At 66.1% G+C, this 16,086-nt stretch carries 11 protein-coding genes and 4 tRNA genes; 6 read left to right on the top strand and 9 right to left on the bottom strand.

Annotated features, from left to right (window positions below):
• Positions 1 to 32: 32 nt before the first annotated feature.
• From J4H85_RS08045 to J4H85_RS08030, 4 genes are all read right to left on the bottom strand, one after another.
• On the bottom strand, positions 33 to 584 hold the full coding sequence (locus J4H85_RS08045) for an HIT family protein (protein WP_208238552.1): 552 nt from the start codon (positions 582 to 584) through the stop codon (positions 33 to 35).
• A complete protein-coding gene (gene thrS, locus J4H85_RS08040) occupies positions 581 to 2,542 on the bottom strand; it encodes a threonine--tRNA ligase (RefSeq protein ID WP_307863527.1) in 1,962 nt (653 codons plus the stop codon). Before thrS ends, J4H85_RS08045 begins: the two co-directional genes overlap by 4 nt.
• A gap of 138 nt (positions 2,543 to 2,680) precedes the next feature.
• Positions 2,681 to 4,084 carry an aldehyde dehydrogenase family protein gene (locus J4H85_RS08035; RefSeq protein WP_208238548.1) on the bottom strand — a complete coding sequence of 468 codons (1,404 nt, stop codon included), beginning with the start codon at positions 4,082 to 4,084 and terminating at the stop codon, positions 2,681 to 2,683.
• 28 nt (positions 4,085 to 4,112) lie between these two features.
• Positions 4,113 to 6,122: a primary-amine oxidase gene (locus J4H85_RS08030; RefSeq protein WP_208238546.1), complete on the bottom strand. Its 2,010-nt coding sequence runs from the start codon at positions 6,120 to 6,122 to the stop codon at positions 4,113 to 4,115.
• Between the two features lie 190 nt (positions 6,123 to 6,312).
• On the opposite strand from J4H85_RS08030, the gene J4H85_RS08025 reads away from it, so the two are divergent.
• Positions 6,313 to 7,881, top strand: coding sequence for a GMC family oxidoreductase (locus J4H85_RS08025; RefSeq protein ID WP_208238544.1), 1,569 nt, complete (start codon positions 6,313 to 6,315; stop codon positions 7,879 to 7,881).
• Here the strand turns inward: J4H85_RS08025 and J4H85_RS08020 are convergent.
• From J4H85_RS08020 to J4H85_RS08010, 3 genes are all read right to left on the bottom strand, one after another.
• Positions 7,864 to 8,853, bottom strand: a complete 990-nt coding sequence (locus J4H85_RS08020) for an AraC-like ligand-binding domain-containing protein (RefSeq protein ID WP_208238542.1) — start codon at positions 8,851 to 8,853, stop codon at positions 7,864 to 7,866. The genes J4H85_RS08025 and J4H85_RS08020 overlap by 18 nt on opposite strands.
• 156 nt (positions 8,854 to 9,009) lie before the next feature.
• Positions 9,010 to 9,085 (bottom strand) — tRNA-Val (locus J4H85_RS08015).
• Positions 9,086 to 9,195: 110 nt separating this feature from the next.
• The gene (locus J4H85_RS08010; RefSeq protein ID WP_208238540.1) at positions 9,196 to 10,215 is read right to left on the bottom strand and encodes a hypothetical protein; all 1,020 of its coding nucleotides are present in this window, start codon (positions 10,213 to 10,215) and stop codon (positions 9,196 to 9,198) included.
• A 163-nt stretch (positions 10,216 to 10,378) separates the two neighbouring features.
• Between J4H85_RS08010 and J4H85_RS08005 the strand changes: the two genes are divergently transcribed.
• From J4H85_RS08005 to J4H85_RS07995, 3 genes are all read left to right on the top strand, one after another.
• Positions 10,379 to 10,454 (top strand) — tRNA-Gly (locus tag J4H85_RS08005).
• A 45-nt stretch (positions 10,455 to 10,499) separates the two neighbouring features.
• Positions 10,500 to 10,570: transfer RNA gene (locus tag J4H85_RS08000), tRNA-Cys, on the top strand.
• A gap of 29 nt (positions 10,571 to 10,599) precedes the next feature.
• A tRNA-Val gene (locus J4H85_RS07995) sits at positions 10,600 to 10,671 on the top strand.
• Positions 10,672 to 10,817: 146 nt separating this feature from the next.
• On the opposite strand, the gene J4H85_RS14265 is transcribed toward J4H85_RS07995, so the two are convergent.
• Positions 10,818 to 12,125, bottom strand: a complete 1,308-nt coding sequence (locus J4H85_RS14265) for a site-specific integrase (protein WP_208238538.1) — start codon at positions 12,123 to 12,125, stop codon at positions 10,818 to 10,820.
• A 34-nt stretch (positions 12,126 to 12,159) separates the two neighbouring features.
• Positions 12,160 to 12,822, bottom strand: a complete 663-nt coding sequence (locus tag J4H85_RS07985) for a helix-turn-helix domain-containing protein (RefSeq protein WP_208238536.1) — start codon at positions 12,820 to 12,822, stop codon at positions 12,160 to 12,162.
• 76 nt (positions 12,823 to 12,898) lie between these two features.
• Between J4H85_RS07985 and J4H85_RS07980 the strand changes: the two genes are divergently transcribed.
• Complete coding sequence (locus J4H85_RS07980) at positions 12,899 to 13,159, top strand: helix-turn-helix domain-containing protein (protein ID WP_208238534.1); 261 nt, start codon at positions 12,899 to 12,901, stop codon at positions 13,157 to 13,159.
• Positions 13,160 to 13,638: 479 nt separating this feature from the next.
• Positions 13,639 to 15,777 (top strand): bifunctional DNA primase/polymerase, encoded by a 2,139-nt coding sequence (locus J4H85_RS07975; RefSeq protein WP_208238533.1) that lies wholly within the window; start codon positions 13,639 to 13,641, stop codon positions 15,775 to 15,777.
• Positions 15,778 to 16,086 lie beyond the last annotated feature (309 nt).

Here is a 16,086-nt window from a genome sequence, read left to right as displayed (position 1 = left end):
GTGGTTCCGCTTCCAGGGTAATCCCGGAGCGGCTACGGGTGCGGCCAGGCCGCCGCGATCGCCTCACGCACGTCGCCCAGCAGCTGCGGCATCGCTTTCGTCTTCCCGATGATCGGGAAGAAGTTCGCGTCCGAGGCCCATCGCGGCACGATGTGCTGGTGCAGGTGCGCGGCGACTCCGGCGCCGGCGATGGCGCCCTGGTTCATGCCGATGTTGAACCCGTGGCAGCCCATGACGTCGCGCGCGACGCGCATGGCCGTCTGCGTCAGCGCCCCGATCTCCGCCACCTCTTCGGGCGTCGCCTCGTCGTACTGCGAGACGTGACGGTACGGGCAGACGAGCATGTGCCCGTTGTTGTACGGGAACAGATTCATGATGACGTAGCTCGTCTCGCCGCGGGCGACGATGAGGGCGTCCTCGTCGGCGCGCTGCGGCGCCGCGCAGAACGGGCAGTCGGTGTGATCCGGCTGCTGATGGTCGGAGACGTACACCATCCGGTGCGGCACCCAGAGGCGCTGCAGCTCGTCGGGCTCGCCGACCATCCCGCTCTCGGCGACACCCTCAGGGCGCACCGCATCGCTCATACCTGCCACGCCGTCGTCGCCGGATCCTTCTGCTCGATCGCCGTGACGATCCGCTCGATCGCCTCCTCGACCGGTACCCCGTTGATCTGGCTGCCGTCGCGGAAGCGGAAGCTGACGGCTCCGGCGGACCGGTCGTCCTCGCCCGCGATGAGCTGGAACGGGACCTTCCCCTTCGTGTGGGTGCGGATCTTCTTCGGCATCCGGTCGTCGGTGTGGTCGACTTCGGCGCGCACTCCCCACGTGCGGAGGCGCTCGATGACCTCGTCGAGATACGGGCCGTACTCGTCGGCGACCGGGATGCCGACCACCTGCACGGGTGAGAGCCACGCCGGGAACGCGCCCGCGTAGTGCTCGAGCAGGATCGCGAAGAACCGCTCGATCGAGCCGAGCAGGGCGCGGTGGATCATGACGGGCTGCTTGCGGCTGCCGTCCGCCGCTGCGTACTCGAGCTCGAACAGGGCGGGCTGGTTGAAGTCGAGCTGCACGGTCGAGAGCTGCCAGGTGCGACCGATCGCGTCGCGCGCCTGCACGGAGATCTTCGGTCCGTAGAAGGCCGCCCCGCCCGGGTCGTCGACGAGCTCGAGCCCGGACTCCTCGCCGACCTGGCGCAGCGTCTCGGTCGCGACCTCCCACTGCTCATCTGATCCGACCGATTTCTCGGGGTCCCGGGTCGACAGTTCGAGGTAGAAGTCGTCGAGGCCGTAGCCGCGCAGCGTTTCGAAGACGAGCTCGAGCTGACGCTTGATCTCGTCCTTCGTCTGCTCCTCGGTGACGTACGTGTGAGCGTCATCCTGCGTCAGCCCGCGCACGCGGGTGAGCCCCGACAGGGTGCCGCTCTTCTCGTACCGGTAGACCGTGCCGAACTCGGAGAGCCGCAGCGGGAGCTCGCGATAGCTGCGCGCCCGCGAGCGGAAGATGAGGTTGTGGAACGGGCAGTTCATCGGCTTCAGGTAGTAGTCCTGACCCGGTTTCGTGACGTTGCCTTCGGCGTCGACGACCTCGTCGAGGTGCATCGCGGGGAACATACCGTCCCGGTACCAGTTGAGGTGCTGGCTCGTCTCGAAGAGCGACCCCTTGGTGATGTGCGGACTGTTGACGAACTCGTACCCGTTCTTCAGGAGCTGCGCCTGCATGAAGGACTCGATCTCGTGACGGATGATGCCGCCGCGCGGGTGGAAGACGGCGAGTCCCGATCCGATCTCGTCGGGGAACGAGAACAGGTCGAGTTCACGCCCGAGTTTGCGGTGATCGCGCTTCGCCGCTTCCTCGAGACGGGTCTGGTACTCGCGCAGCTCGTCCTTCGTCGGCCACGCGGTGCCGTAGATGCGCTGCAGCATCGGGTTCGCCTCGCTCCCGCGCCAGTACGCGGCGGCGCTGCGCGTGAGCGCCCAGCCGTTGCCGATGAGCTTCGTCGACGGCAGGTGCGGTCCGCGACAGAGATCCTTCCACTGCACCTCACCCGTCTTCGGGTCGACGTTGTCGTAGATCGTGAGCTCGGATCCGCCGACTTCGACGTCTTCGCCGGAGTCGCCTGATGCGCCCTTCAAACCGATGAGTTCAAGCTTGTACGGTTCGCCCGCCAGCTCGGCGCGCGCCTCGTCCTCGGTGACGACGCGTCGCGTGAAGCGCTGACCCTGCTTGATGATGCGGGCCATCTCCTTCGAGATCGCTTTGAGGTCCTCGGGCACGAACGCCTCGGATGGATCGAAATCGTAGTAGAACCCGTCGGCGACGGGCGGGCCGATGCCGAGCGTCGTCTCGGGGGTGATGCGCTGCACCGCCTGCGCGAGCACGTGGGCTGCGGAGTGCCGCAGGATGTCGAGTCCATCGGGCGAGTCGATCGTGACCCCCTCGACCGTGTCCGTCTCCGTCACCTCGGTGGCGAGGTCGCGGAGTTCCCCGTTGACGCGCATGGCGACAATGGCGGGATCGGAGAAGAGGGAGAAGCCGTCGGCCACTGATGAGCTCCTTCGAGATGCGTCGAGTTGCGTGCGCCGTGCGCTCGAGGCGCACAACGCATCGATTCTACTCGGAGAGCCCGATCCTCCGCCGAACTGCGGCGAAGCATCGGGCTCCCGAATGGACGACGGTGCGCGCTACCCCTGGATGACCTGCGGCTGCGCGACCGCCTTGAGGCCGGCGACGCCGAACTCCTGCCCGTACCCCGACTGCTTCGCGCCGCCGAATGGGACGAGGGGGTTGATCGTGCCGTGCGCGTTGATCCACACGGTGCCCGCCTGGATGCGCGCCGCGACCTCACGGGCCCGGTCGCGGTCCGACGACCACACCGATCCTCCGAGGCCGACATCGAGCCCATTGGCCTGGGCGATCGCGTCGTCGAGATCGGTGTAGCGGATGATCGGGAGCACCGGACCGAATTGCTCTTCGCGCACGAGATCGTTCTCGGGATCGATGTCGGCGATGAGCGTCGTCGGATAGAAGAAACCCGGGGCGTCGTAATCGGGGTCCCCGCCCAGAACGACACGCGCGTCGCTCGCCGTTGCGGCCTTCACCAGACGGTCGACCACGTCGAACTGCATCTCGTTCTGCAGCGGTCCGAGCACGTTCTGCTCGTCGAGGCCCTGCCCCATCGGCATGTTCCGCGCGACTCCGGCGAGGGCCTCGACGACCTGATCGTAGATCGCGTCGGGAACGTAGAGGCGCTTCAGTGCCGCGCACGTCTGGCCGGTATTGATGAACGCGCCCCAGAAGAGTCCCTCGGCGATCGCCTGCGGGTCGACGTCGTCGAGCACGATCCCGGCGTCATTGCCGCCGAGCTCGAGCGTGAGGCGTTTCACGTTGCCCGCGCTCGCCGCGATGATCTTCTTGCCGGTGCGGGTCGATCCGGTGAACATGACCTTCGCGATGCGGTCGCTCTCGACGATCCGAGTCCCGAGGTCGCCGCCCCCGACGACCGTGTGCAGCGCCCCCTCGGGCAGCACGGTGTTCAGCACGTGGGCGATGGCGAGACCGGAGAGCGGCGTGTGCTCCGACGGCTTCGACACGACGGTGTTGCCCATGCGGAGCGCGGGGATGATCTGCCAGATCGCGATCATCATGGGCCAGTTCCACGGAGTGATCGCTCCGACCACGCCGAGAGGCCGGTAGTGCATCTCGGCGTAGGTTTCCCCGTCGTCGACGACGACCTCGACGGGCAGCGGGGTGCCGGCCGGCACGCGCGTCCAGGCGGCGCATCCCCCGACTTCGAAGCGGGCGTTCGGACCGTTGAGCGGCTTTCCCTGTTCGCGTGAGAGCAGTTCGGCGAGCGCTTCCGCGTTCGCGTCGATGGCGTCGGCGACGCGGTTCAGGGTGTCGACCCGCTCGCTGTCGCTCAGCGCCGCCCACTCCCGCTGCGCTGCTGCGGCGCGAGCGATCGCCGCGTCAACGTCGGCCGCGGTGTGCTCGGGGACGCGACCGATGAGCTCTCCGGTCGCCGGGTTGAAGATCTCGTGTCCGTTCTCGACGGTGATGGCGGCGAGCAGGCTGTCGTACGTGTACATGTGGGGTTCTCCTGTGAACTCGTGGGAATCAGTGATGCGGTGCGTCGTCTGCGGCGCAGCATGCGTCGTCGCCGGAGGCGCCCGGCGCACGTGCGTCGGCGGGAAGGTCCATGGTCGGATTCTGATCGAGGAACCCGTGCGGCGTGAACCAGAAGCCCGAATAGTCGACCGGCATGACCGGCCAGTCCTCGGTCCGCGGCAGGTGCGTGGGGCCGAACTGGTGCCAGAGCACGATGTCCGTGCCATCGAGACTCCGGTTGTCGCGCGTCCAAGTCGGCAGACCCTGCCAGCCGCTGCTCTGGCTCGGGAACGTGCCGGCCGGGTAGCGCTCGTCCTCTGCGTAGCGCGTGCCCCACAGGTGCTTCGACGCGAAGTTCGCGCGGGCGAACACAGACGAGTCCGGTTGCGCGAGCAGCACCGGTTTCCCCTCTGGGGTGAGACGGTACCCGGTGGGCTTCCCGACGTGATTGGTGCGGTGGGCGCTGCGCACCTCCCACACGCGTCCGGAGAGCCCATCGGCCATGCGCTGCGCGTCCTGTTCGCAGGTGAGCTGTCGGTCGGACCAGGTGAACGCATTGCCCCGCGGGTTGAGCGGACCGGTCGGCAGCGGCACCACCTCGATCTCATGCAGCGTGTTGTCCTCGCCATCGATCGCGACGTCGAGCCGTGCCGAGAAGATGTGCTGGTGCACGGGCGTGAACAGACCCGGGGAGATCTCGGTGTTGAAGGCGTTGTCGGATCCGGCAATGTTCGCACCGCCGAAGACCACGCCCGTAGCCTTCGCTTCGACCTGAATCGATCCGTCGAGGTAGAAGTACCAGAAGAATCCGTAGTCGTAATTGCCGACCGTGGCGAAGTAGCTGATCACCAGGCGACGGCTGCGCCGCGTGTCGGGGGTGCCCGCGAGGTCGGTGTGCTTCCACTGGATGCCGTAGTCCTCCTCGTGCATGCAGATGACCTGGTCGAGCTTCACGGGGTTGCCGAGGTCATCGTTCACGAACGCGTCGAAGTAGTGGATCACGCCGAGGCAGTCGCAGCCGAGCGCGAGCGGGTTGGCGCTGCGACCGAGCAGGTACTCGCCGGCATCGAAGTAGCTCACCCAGTAGCGCGTCTCATCGACGTCACCGTACGGGACGACCATCTCGGGAACACTCGCGCGGGTGAGCACGCGCCGATCCTCCGCGCCATCGCGCCAGGTGATGTCACTGAGCACGAGGCCCTCGCGCGCATTGAACCCGACGTGAAGCCGCCAGTTCTCCCACTGCACGAGGTTGCCGTCAACCGAGAAGCTCGGCCCCTCCGGCTGCGTGATCTCGATCGGCTTCAGGCTCGTGCGCGCGGGTCCTTGGGCGTCCAGCGAGTAGTTGCCGTGCTTGAGCGGGGTCTCGATGTCACCCTCGTCGTGGACCGCGAAGACCTCGCGGGCGATCATGTCCACTTTGACGATGAGTCCCTCGACCGGGTGCGCCCACGGGCTGTCGCCCTCATTCGGCACGAGATAGGTCAGCGACCGCAGGTATCGGCGACCGGTGTCCTCGGTCTCGTCGGCGAAGTACCCGGGCGCCAGCGGGGAGCAGAAGCAGGTGTCGATATGGTCGGCGAGTCCGCGTCGCTCCATGGCGGCCCGCCACCGCGGGTCGGCCTTGACGATATCGGCGACCTCGAAGAACTCCTCCATCAGCACGGCGGCTTGGCCGCGCTCGGGCGTGGGTGGCAGCACGTTCGCCGTAACAACGCGATTCTCCGTGATGGAGACGACCACCTCGGTGTGCGTGCCATCGGAGCGATCCAGCAGGATCACGTTCGCGCGTCGCTCGAACGGCTCGCCCAAGGTCCACGCCGCGAGCGTCGCCTTCGGCGGGTCGACGGGGAGCAGCATCGCCACGCGGACGTGCGCCGTCAGGTGGCCCGCGCGCTCCAAGAGCCTGCGGATGGCGGTGAACTCGCCCGCGTTCAGCGGATCGAGCGGATGCTGGGCCTCAGTGGGCGTGCTGACGCGCTTTCCGTGGGTGTGCGTGACGTCGGGCTGGTGTGTCATGGGAATCCTCATCGAGTCCGGTGGTTGCTCTCCACGGTAGGTCATCCACGTGCAGGGGAATTGTTCATCAGTGCTCGGCACTGGGACGAGGGTGTGCTCCTCCGCTCACCCGCCCCGAACCCGCGCCTGCTGTGCGACGGTCGAGTCGAGCAGTCCGGCACCGTCGCCGCACTGCGGAAGGAGTGATCCCATGACCGAATCCCAGATCCCCGAAAGCGTCATCATCGTCGGCGCCGGTTCGGCGGGTTCCGTGATCGCCCGGAGACTGTCCGACGCCGGGGTGACCGTGACCGTGCTCGAGGCCGGGGACGACGACACCAACCCCGACATCCATGACCCCATGGGCATGCCGGCGCTCTGGCACAGTGCCCAGGACTGGGACTACCGCACGATTCCGCAACCCCACGCGGCGGACCGCCGCCTGCATCTTCCCCGCGGGAAGGTCCTCGGCGGATCGCACGCCCTCAACGCCATGATCTGGGTCCGCGGACACCCGCGTGACTTCGATGATTGGGCCGCCGACGGCAACGACGGATGGTCCTGGTCGGACGTGCTGCCGGTCTACCGCGAGATCGAGCGGTTCCACGGCGACGGCGATCCGGAGTTCCACGGCACCGACGGTCTGCTCGACGTCGTCAACGGGTATCCGCTCGATCCGATCCAGCAGTCGATCATCGACGCCTCGGTGGAGTCGGGTGTCGCGTTCAATCCCGATTACAATGGTGCCACGCTCGACGGGGTGTCGCAGCAGCAGGTCACGATGCGCGGGCCGCGACGCTGGAACACCTACATGGCGTACCTCAAACCCGTGCGCGACCGCGTCACCGTCGAGACCGGATGCTGGGTGCACGAGATGATCTTCGACGATGCATCGGAGAGTGACCGCCCGCGCGTGGTCGGCGTCCGCTACGAGCAAGCGGGCGAGGTGCGGGAGCTGCGAGCGGACGAGGTGATCCTCTGCGCAGGTGCGCTCGACTCGCCCCGCATCATGCTGCGATCGGGACTCGGTCCGGCGGATGAGCTCGCGGCGATCGGCATTCCACCGGTCGCAGACCTGCCCGGTGTGGGCAAAGAGCTCCACGACCACCTCCTCGTTCCGATCGTGTTCCGCACGGGCCGACCCGTCGGCGCCCCGCGCAGCGGTGTCTCCGTGACCCAGTCGCACCTGTTCTGGAAGAGTCGCCCGGAGCTCGATCGCCCGGACACGCAACCGATCTTCTTCTCCGTGCCGATGTACTACGAGGATCTCGAGCCGCAGTCGCCCGACGGCTTCTCGCTGCTCGCCGGAATCGTCACCCCGCGGTCCCGCGGGTCCGTCACGCTTTCGGGGCCAGGGCCGCACGATCCGACGATCATCGACCTCGACGCGCTGCATCACGAGGACGATGTCGCGTCGATGCTCGCGTCGATCAAGCAGTGCCGGGACATCGGCACGCAGGCGTCTCTGCACGCCGACCCCGACGCTGGCGGCTGGGGCGCGGAGGAGGTGTACCCGGGTCCCGAGGTGGTCACCGATGAGCAGCTGGTCCGGTACGCCCGGGAGCAGGTGGTCGTCTATCACCACCAGGTCTCCACGTGTCGGATGGGCATCGACGACACCGCGGTCGTCTCGCCGCGTCTCACGGTGCACGGTGTGGACGGTCTACGCGTCGCGGACGCATCGATCATGCCGAAGGTGCCGACCGGCAACACGAACGCCCCTTCGGTGTTGATCGGTGAGATGGCGGCGCGATTCGTCCTCTCAGGGGCGCGGCGCTGAAACGGGGTGCGTGGTCCGCCCGTCATCGACGCGCGGACCACGGCACTCCCGCGGTGACATGCCGTACGCGGCCCGGAAGACTCGGCTGAAGTACGCCGGATCCGTGATCCCCCACCGCGCGGCGATCGACGCGATCGACAGGTGTGCGAGCGCCGGATCCGAGAGGTCGACGCGGCACCGCTCCATCCGCCGATCCTTGATCCATCGGGAGACCGTCGTGTCCTCGCGTCGGAACACCGCATGCAGATGCCGCACCGAGATGAAGTTGGCAGCGGCGATGGTCGCGGGCGACAGTGCCGGCGAGGAGAGATGCTCGGTCATGAAGCGCAGCACACCGTCGAGCGGTGACGGTTCGCGTGAGGTGCCGCGTGTCTCGGAGCCGAGGATCGCGGAGATCATCGTGTTCATCAGGTCGACTCCGGTCCGAGCGAGCCGCGCGCGTGCGGAGTCGCCGAGGTGACGCAGCTCGGGCGCGGATCGAGCGATGAACTCCGCAGTCACGCCGGAGAGCCGATGCTCCGCACCGAGCGACACCGCGGTGAGGGCGTCGCTCACCGACGCCGGGTACTCGATGAGGCGCTTCGGAAACATCATGATCAGATTCCGGAAGTCGCCGTCGAAGAGCAGCGAGTACGGTCGAGACGTGTCGTAGAAGGCGAGGTCGCCCGGGTGCATCGTGACCTCCCGCCCGTCTTGGACGAGCAAGCTCGATCCGGAGAGCAGCAGACTCACCTTGTAGTAACCGCTGCCGCCAGCGGCGATCGTCTCGGGCGTGCGCTCGACGCGCTGCGGCGTCGACGCCACCTCGGTGAATGCGACTTCGCCGGCCATCACACTGCTGAGCGCACCGGAGAATCCGGACGGCCGCTCCGAGGCGATCGCGAGCGGCACGAACGACGCGCTCACGGCCTGGCGGTAGGCCTCGAGGCCGACGCGCTCAGCGGAGCCGATGCCTTCGTGCGCGACGCTCACACCCGCACCCCCTGGGGACCACTCGAACCACTCTGTGCATGCGCGCGGGGTGGCTGCGCCGAGCCGCGTGCGTGGCAGCATCATAACCGACTGATCGGTCAGTGCACTGGCGACGGCACGTGACGCAGCGCGATCGCATTGTCGGTGAGGAGGAAGTGGTGGGCGATACCAGACTCGAACTGATGACCTCTTCCGTGTGAAGGAAGCGCGCTACCAACTGCGCCAATCGCCCGTCGCACCCAGCCGAATCGCTCGGTGCCAACCGGAACGATCATACACACATTCACCACGCACTGCAGATCGGCGTGACGCACGGGCGCGTCGCCGACTCCTCCGCGATGATCAGATGTCGGGACGCACCTCGGGTGGCGCCAGGTCGCTGTTCAGATGCTGGTCCAACTCATCGCTCTGCTGACTCACTCCCTCGAGCTCGACGCGCAGGTCTTCATAGCGATCGACGAGCTCCTGAATCGCTTGCCGCTCCGCCTCGAGCGAGCCGCGTCGGGCATCGAGTTCGCCCTTGATGCGATCGAACTCCTCCGGCTGATCCGAGAACTCGTAATTCTCGTTGCGCTCGTTGAACGTGTCCACCTCGGTGTTGAAGGCGTCGACGGCGGCCTCGTAGTCGGCGTTCCGCCGTTCGACCTCCTCACGGATGCCGTCGAGCTCGGTGGAGAGTTCGGTCGCGTGATCCTGGAGCTCGGTGAACACCGAGTGATAGTCCTCGAAATCACTGACCACCGCAGCGCGATCCTGGAACCACCGTTCGTAGTGCTGCTCGAGCCACGGAGGCAGGTCGGCGACCTCGGTGGCGAGCACCGAGTGCAACTCGTTCGCGAACTCGGACTGATCGAGATGCTCATAGACCGACATCCGCGTCTCCAACTCGGCATGGTCCTTCGCCAGCTCCTCGTACACCCCCTGCAGGTCGTCGACCAGATCGCGTTGTGCCGAACTACTGAGACGCGACCATGCGGCGTGCATCAGTTCGTGCGCCGCGGTGACTTCGACGATGCCGCTGATGCGCTCATCGGTGACCTCGTAGAGATGGATCGCTTCGTCGGCGAAGCACCCCATCACGTGGCCGTCCTCCGCGTGTTCCACCGACTGGCACCGCGCATTGAACCCCTGGCTCCCGTCGAGCGTCGGATGCGTGGCGAGGAACACCCGCTCACCCCTCGGGGTGAGATCGAGATGGTCGACGATGGCGGTGAGCTCATCCGACGCCTCGAAATTGTTCGCCCGGAAGGTATCGATGATGTCTTGGCGGTAGTGGAACGCCGCGAAGATCCCGGCGAGCAGCGCGACCGCGACGAACACCGCAACGACGCGCCTCCCCACGCGACGCACTCCCCCGGCCATGCCTTCCAGTATGTGCGACGAACGCCCGATCCGTATCCGCCGAAGGATCGATTCCGCGGGATTCCGCGGAATCGTTACTCGCCACGCCCGGCGGACCGACGTTGATTTGCGGCGGGGACCGATCCTCCCCTAAAGTAATCCAGGTACACGGCAACGTGGACATGCGGATGTAGCGCAGTTGGTAGCGCATCACCTTGCCAAGGTGAGGGTCGCGAGTTCGAGTCTCGTCATCCGCTCCAGTGAATCGGGGGCAACCCCGGGTCACTCGTGGTATCAACCACTGCGGTGGCGTGGCCGAGAGGCGAGGCAGCGGCCTGCAAAGCCGTATACACGGGTTCGAATCCCGTCGCCACCTCGCTGAAGCACAACTGAATAGCCTTTTAGGCGCGATTGGCGCAGCGGTAGCGCGCTTCCCTGACACGGAAGAGGTCACTGGTTCGATCCCAGTATCGCGCACTCCCCCGGTGGCCGATTTAGCCCCGGAATTACGCGGAAAACCCCCGAGCTTCGTAGAACCAAGCTCGGGGGTTTTCTTCGTTCGGTCACAACCTAGGTCACAAACCGCGAAAGTGCATCGAGTAGAACCGTCGATGCCGTAATCGCTACGCTGCGGCTCTCCGGCCTCCCAGTGCTGCGGCTGCCGCCCTGATGCCCGACGCGCCACTCTCGGGCAAGTAGGTCGACAGGTGAACTTGCACGGTGTGCCCGAGCAGCGCCGCAGCATCGCCGGGGGTCACGCCGAGGCGGTGCAGCGTGAACGCGAGCGTGTGACGTACCGAATGTAGATGGATGACCGGTACCTTGGCCTTCCGGCACAGCGAGCGGAAACGGTCACTGTAGAGCTCAGGACGCAAAGGGTCGCCCGCTTCGTTCACAACGACGTAGCCGCTATCGATCCAAGCGCTGCCCGCCCGCAGTTTGTCCCCGGCCTGCTGCGCTCGCATACGCTTGAGCAGTGCCACGGTGCCCGGCTCGATGGTCTCAAATGGCACCGTTCGCTTGCGCTGCCCGCTCTTAGTATCGCCGGTGTAGTCATCCTTACCGTCGAGGATCACACGACCCTGCCGCACTGTAGCCTCACCCTCGTCGAGGTTGATGTCCGACCATCGCAGGCCCATAGCGTCGGCCCGCGTCATGCCGCACAAGGTGAGCCGCCATGCTCCGGCGTCGCGGTGCTCGTCGGCGAACTTGCGAAATCGGTCGAGGTCGCGGCAGAACGCGCCCGAGCCGTGACCCTCGGTCTCCCAGTGCTCCAGTGCTTCACCGCGCACGCGCTCATCACTCGGCAGCTCTACGAGCCGGGCGACGTTCTGCGTCACGATGCCGTCACGCACCGCGCGGTCGAGAGCCTGTGCGAGACGCCCGACGGCGGCACGAATCGCCCAGATGCCGAACGCTTCGCCGTCTCGCTTGCCGCCTTCCATCATTGAAGCTACGAGAGCCTCGACGTGTGAGGCTTTCAGCTCGCGCACCGGCTTATCCCCGAACTCCTCAACTGCGGGCTTGTACTGTGCCGCATAGTTTCGCCGAGTCGGCGGGCGCAGCTTCGTGCGCGTGTTCAGCCAGTCTTCAAGCGCCCTCTCGACGGTCAACTCGCGAGCGCTCAGCCCGCCGCGCTCGGCGACCTCCGCGCGCACCTCAGAAACGAACCGACGCGCCCCGTCGAGGGTCTCCACCGTCCTCTTTACCTGCTTGCGTCTCGTGCTGCCTCGGGGCGTGGCGTCGACGACCGCGACGAATCGAATACCTCGCGCGGTCTCGGTGCGGCGAATCGGCTCGGACCACGTCGGGCACGCAGGACAGGTATAACCGAGCACTTCGTCGCCCGAATAGATCGGCTCCCAATTTTGGCGGCGGTTACCGCGCGGCTCCCCGCAGGATGGGCAGTTCTTCTTGGCGTCATCGGGCACCGCTCGACGGCTGCCCGTTCGCACTCTCGGCTGTTCACTCATTCTCTGTTTCTCCGTTCTCTGAGTTGCCCGGCGCGGGTGCATCGGGGGTCTTGGGCTTCGGCCCGCGCCTTTGCGGCTCGAAGCGGTCTGGTAGTTCTTTGCGTGCCCGACGTAGCCATTGATCGACGGTGCTGAGGTTTCGGTCGAAAGCTTCGGCGATCATGTGGCGAGTCCAGCCTGCGCCGTCTTTACCGGCGAGGTCCGCCAGCTCAGCGGCGCTCGGCTTGCGTTGCGTGTCTGGGTCTGCTCGCACGCCCATAGCAAAGTAGCCCGCCTCAGAATCGGCGAGTACCTCAGCGGCAAGGGTCGCGAGCAGCTGCGTAGGTAGTCGAAAGACTGCAGGATTGTCCACGCCCTCGTCTGGTACAACCTCGACAGTTCGCAATCTCGCCGCACCGCCCTCGCGGTCGATGGTGACGTTATAGGTCACCCCGCGTTCATCATCTCGAATACGGGCACCGTGTCGACTCTCGGGTCGCTGGTGAGCTGCCAGCAAACTGCGAACCATGTCGGCATTGAGCTGTATCACCATGTCACCAGACCTGCCTTCGAGGTCGCGGGTAAGGCCCTCGAAGGCCTGCCGGTCGATCCGCTGTGGCTCCGATTCCTCGCGCTGCCAGCTCATCGCCTCAAAACTGTCGCGTTGTGCAATCATCGTGTCAGTTTACACGCGTGCTTACTGTGGGTCAAGATAGATGCAGTCGGACGAAGCAACACGAAAGGACACTGCAATGACCACCACCCCCAGCACCTTAGAAGAGCGCCGCGAGACCGCCGCCAAGCTCAAGGCTCACGTCGATGCCGCCCACCCCCAGATCGCTCGCATTAGCTATACGGTCGATGAAATCGCCGCGATGGAAGGCGTGAACCGCAATTCGATCTATGCGGCGATTCGCTCCGGTAACCTCGGCCACTTCAGAATCGGCCGGCTCATTCGCGTGACGCCTGAACACCTCGACGCGTTCCGCGCTGGTGCCGCAGGGACCGCCTGATGCTCAGCGAGCGAGACCACCGCCTGAAACTTCGGCGCGATGACCTCGCCGAAGCTGAAGGCCGCCGCGTGCTCGCCCGTGAGGCAGAGGCAAAGCGTCGGGCCGACGAGGCACGCCAAGTGGCAGCAGCAGCGCAGCAGAGCCGAGGCGAGGGTCGACCGCAAAAGTCAGCGCGCGATCCGTGGAAGGTCGCCGCGGCATTCGCTGACCGGTCCGAACGTCTGGCAGACGAGAAGCGAGCAGAGCGGGCCGAGCGCGAGGCTCAGTTCACGGATTGGGTCGTGCGGCCTCGCCGCAAGCGCTGACCTGCGGGTGCCCCGACTTGGCCTCGATAACTACAGACCACGCGGAGCCTCCAGCTTGTCAAACGGCACGGAGAACGGAGAACCCCGGCGGCTCTCAAAGGAGAACGGCGGTTCGCGTGAATCGCGAGACCCGCCGTTATCAGCGCGTTCCCCCAACAAAAGGAGGCATTTATCATGTTACACGAAGCGCCAGCCTCGCAGCAGGTCAAGCCGATACCGGGCATTCACGATTTCGCAGCTATCAGCGCGTGCTCTGCTGCCGCCGCGGGAGTGCCTGTGATCCCTCTACGCCCCGGCACTAAGAGACCGCTTCACGCGACCGGCGGCGGGCACCTCGACGGCGCTCTGCGCCATGCACAGGCTGTGCTCGACGAGACCGCCGACCTCGTGACTCAGTACGGCTCACCGCCGGGCTGGGGCATCGTGACCGGCGGCAGACTCGTCGTGCTCGACCTTGACGGCGACGACGCTACCAAATGGCTTGATGACCTCGCCCAGCAGCACCAGGAGGCCGCCACCTGGCGCGACGCAACTGTGCGGGTGCGTACAGCGCGAGGCCTCCACCTCTACGGCACTATTCATGAAGATGCGAAGGTGCGGAACTCAGCAGGCAGGCTCGGCCCTGGAGTCGATGTTCGCGGCACGGGTGGTTACGTCGTCGCCCCCGGCACCCGGCACCCGTCGGGTGCGCGGTACTCGCTGGAGACCGACGCAGAGGTGAACGCCGCAGCCGCAGCTGACGACCCCGGCGCGCTGCTGGCCGTGTTCCACGATATGCGCGGCGAGGGTCATGAGTTCGCGGTTGCCTCGGTCGCGGCGTTGTCGGTGCCCGACGTTCTGCTCGAACTCATGCTCGATATAGCCGAAGCGGTCGAGACGAACACCTCGACGACCTCGCGCCCGGCGATCACCGACAGGATGGCCCGACGGCGTTTCGAGGGCCTCGTGCGTACAGTTCAGACCGTAGAGCGGGGACAAGGTAACGCGGCACTCAATCGAGCGGCTGGAGTCGCCGCTGCTCTCAGCATCGACCGCTCAGAGGCCGAGCCTCGCCTCGTCGAGGCGTACCTGAATCGACCGACCTACGAGGGCCACACAGACCGCAGGCGCGAAGCTGTCGCGACCATTGCGAGCGGCTGGACGTGGGGCACCAGTCACCCCGACGAGGCGCTGCGTGAGCGGCCGAGCACGAAGTCGGCACAAGTGCCAGAACCGTCCCCGGCCCCGAGTGTCCCAGTGGCCCCTGAAGACCGCGAAGTACGAGAGTGTAACGCGCGGACCGACACCGAGGTGAACATGCACGCTGACGACCCCGTAGGCGCGTCCTTACCGTTCGCCTTCGCCGACATCGCCGCAATTATCGACGGCGGTCTCGAAGCCGTAGAGGCGGACGGCGGGCCGGTGCTCATCGACGGTTCGCAACGGTTCTATCGCAGTGCTGCCAATAGCTTGTTCGGTGATCCCGAGACCGCGAAAACGCTCGTCGCTCTCGCCTGCGGTGCTCACACGATGCAATGCGGCGGTGTGCTTGCGTTCATCGACACCGACCACAACGGCGGCGAGCTGGTGGTACGTTTCTTGCTCGCGCTGGGCGTTCCCCGGCAAGTTCTCGTCGAAAGTCTCAGGTACGCGCAGCCCGACGACCGCGACGAGCTGCTCGCCGCCGTCGATGCCGTCTCACAGCTCGCCCCTGGGGTGGACGATCCGGAGGTGCTCGCGGTGCTCGACTCGGTAGGTGAAAATCTCTCGCTGTGGGGTGTCTCACCGAATGATGATCAGGGTTTCATCGACATGAACCGTCGAACGGCTGCCCGGCTCGCACGGGCAGGCTGCACCGTCATCACGATTGACCACCTCGCGAAAAATACCGAAAGCCGCAAGTATGGGGCGACCGGCTCGACCGCGAAGAAACGCGCCGCCGACGGCGCGGTGTATCGGGTGCAGCTCGTGAAAGCTCGTGAGTTCAGCCCGACGACCGGCGGCGCAAGCGAGCTGGTGCTGGTGAAGGATCGACGCGGCGGCGTTCGGGCACTCGGGGTCAAGACCGGCGATGTCGCTGCACGCTTCGAGCTGGACGCTCCCGACCCGAAGAGCGGTCGGCAGGGCTGGCAACTTGTGCCCGGCGATCCAAGACCGACTCCTGAGACCGTCGAGGCGGTCAAGCTGGCGACCGACGTAGACATGCTGCGACAGCTCGACCCGCCGCCGAGCTCAAAGGCTGACGTAATGGCCCGGATGAACTGGGGCAGCGCGAGAGCTCTGGCAGCCCTTCGCGAATGGCGAGCACCGGGCGGGGGTGATTCGGGTGCGTGACATGACGACCCCCGTCTCGCGGTACTCACTTTCATCGGTACTGTGCGGTACCCCCCTAAGGGGTGAGTACCGCAGTACCGCAGTGTGCCGCGCGGTACTGAGTACCGACGAGTACCGCTCAGTACCGCAGCTAGAAACCGGCTCTACGACTGGTGAAAGTCGGTACTCAGGTGGTCAGTACCGTCGAGGCATCGGTACCGCGAAGTGCTGTACTGAGAGCGGTACTCGCTGGAGTGTTGCCCAGTACCGCAAAACAGGGCCACAGAAACGGCGCGAGGCCCGTTCGCTGCGGCACCCCTGGCACCGCCC

This window comes from Leucobacter tardus, assembly GCF_017583045.1.
In the GTDB taxonomy this organism is placed as follows: Bacteria; Actinomycetota; Actinomycetes; order Actinomycetales; family Microbacteriaceae; genus Leucobacter; species Leucobacter tardus.
This window is presented reverse-complemented; position numbering and strand designations above follow the sequence as displayed.

Bases quoted from the DNA above. Each gene is read 5' to 3' on its own strand.
- J4H85_RS08045 (WP_208238552.1), bottom strand. From the start codon at position 584: ATGAGCGATGCGGTGCGCCCTGAGGGTGTCGCCGAGAGCGGGATGGTC.
- J4H85_RS08030 (WP_208238546.1), bottom strand. From the start codon at position 6,122: ATGACACACCAGCCCGACGTCACGCACACCCACGGAAAGCGCGTCAGC.
- J4H85_RS07980 (WP_208238534.1), top strand. From the start codon at position 12,899: ATGACCACCACCCCCAGCACCTTAGAAGAGCGCCGCGAGACCGCCGCC.
- J4H85_RS07985 (WP_208238536.1), bottom strand. From the start codon at position 12,822: ATGATTGCACAACGCGACAGTTTTGAGGCGATGAGCTGGCAGCGCGAG.
- J4H85_RS08010 (WP_208238540.1), bottom strand. From the start codon at position 10,215: ATGGCCGGGGGAGTGCGTCGCGTGGGGAGGCGCGTCGTTGCGGTGTTC.
- J4H85_RS08025 (WP_208238544.1), top strand. From the start codon at position 6,313: ATGACCGAATCCCAGATCCCCGAAAGCGTCATCATCGTCGGCGCCGGT.
- J4H85_RS08035 (WP_208238548.1), bottom strand. From the start codon at position 4,084: ATGTACACGTACGACAGCCTGCTCGCCGCCATCACCGTCGAGAACGGA.
- J4H85_RS07975 (WP_208238533.1), top strand. From the start codon at position 13,639: ATGTTACACGAAGCGCCAGCCTCGCAGCAGGTCAAGCCGATACCGGGC.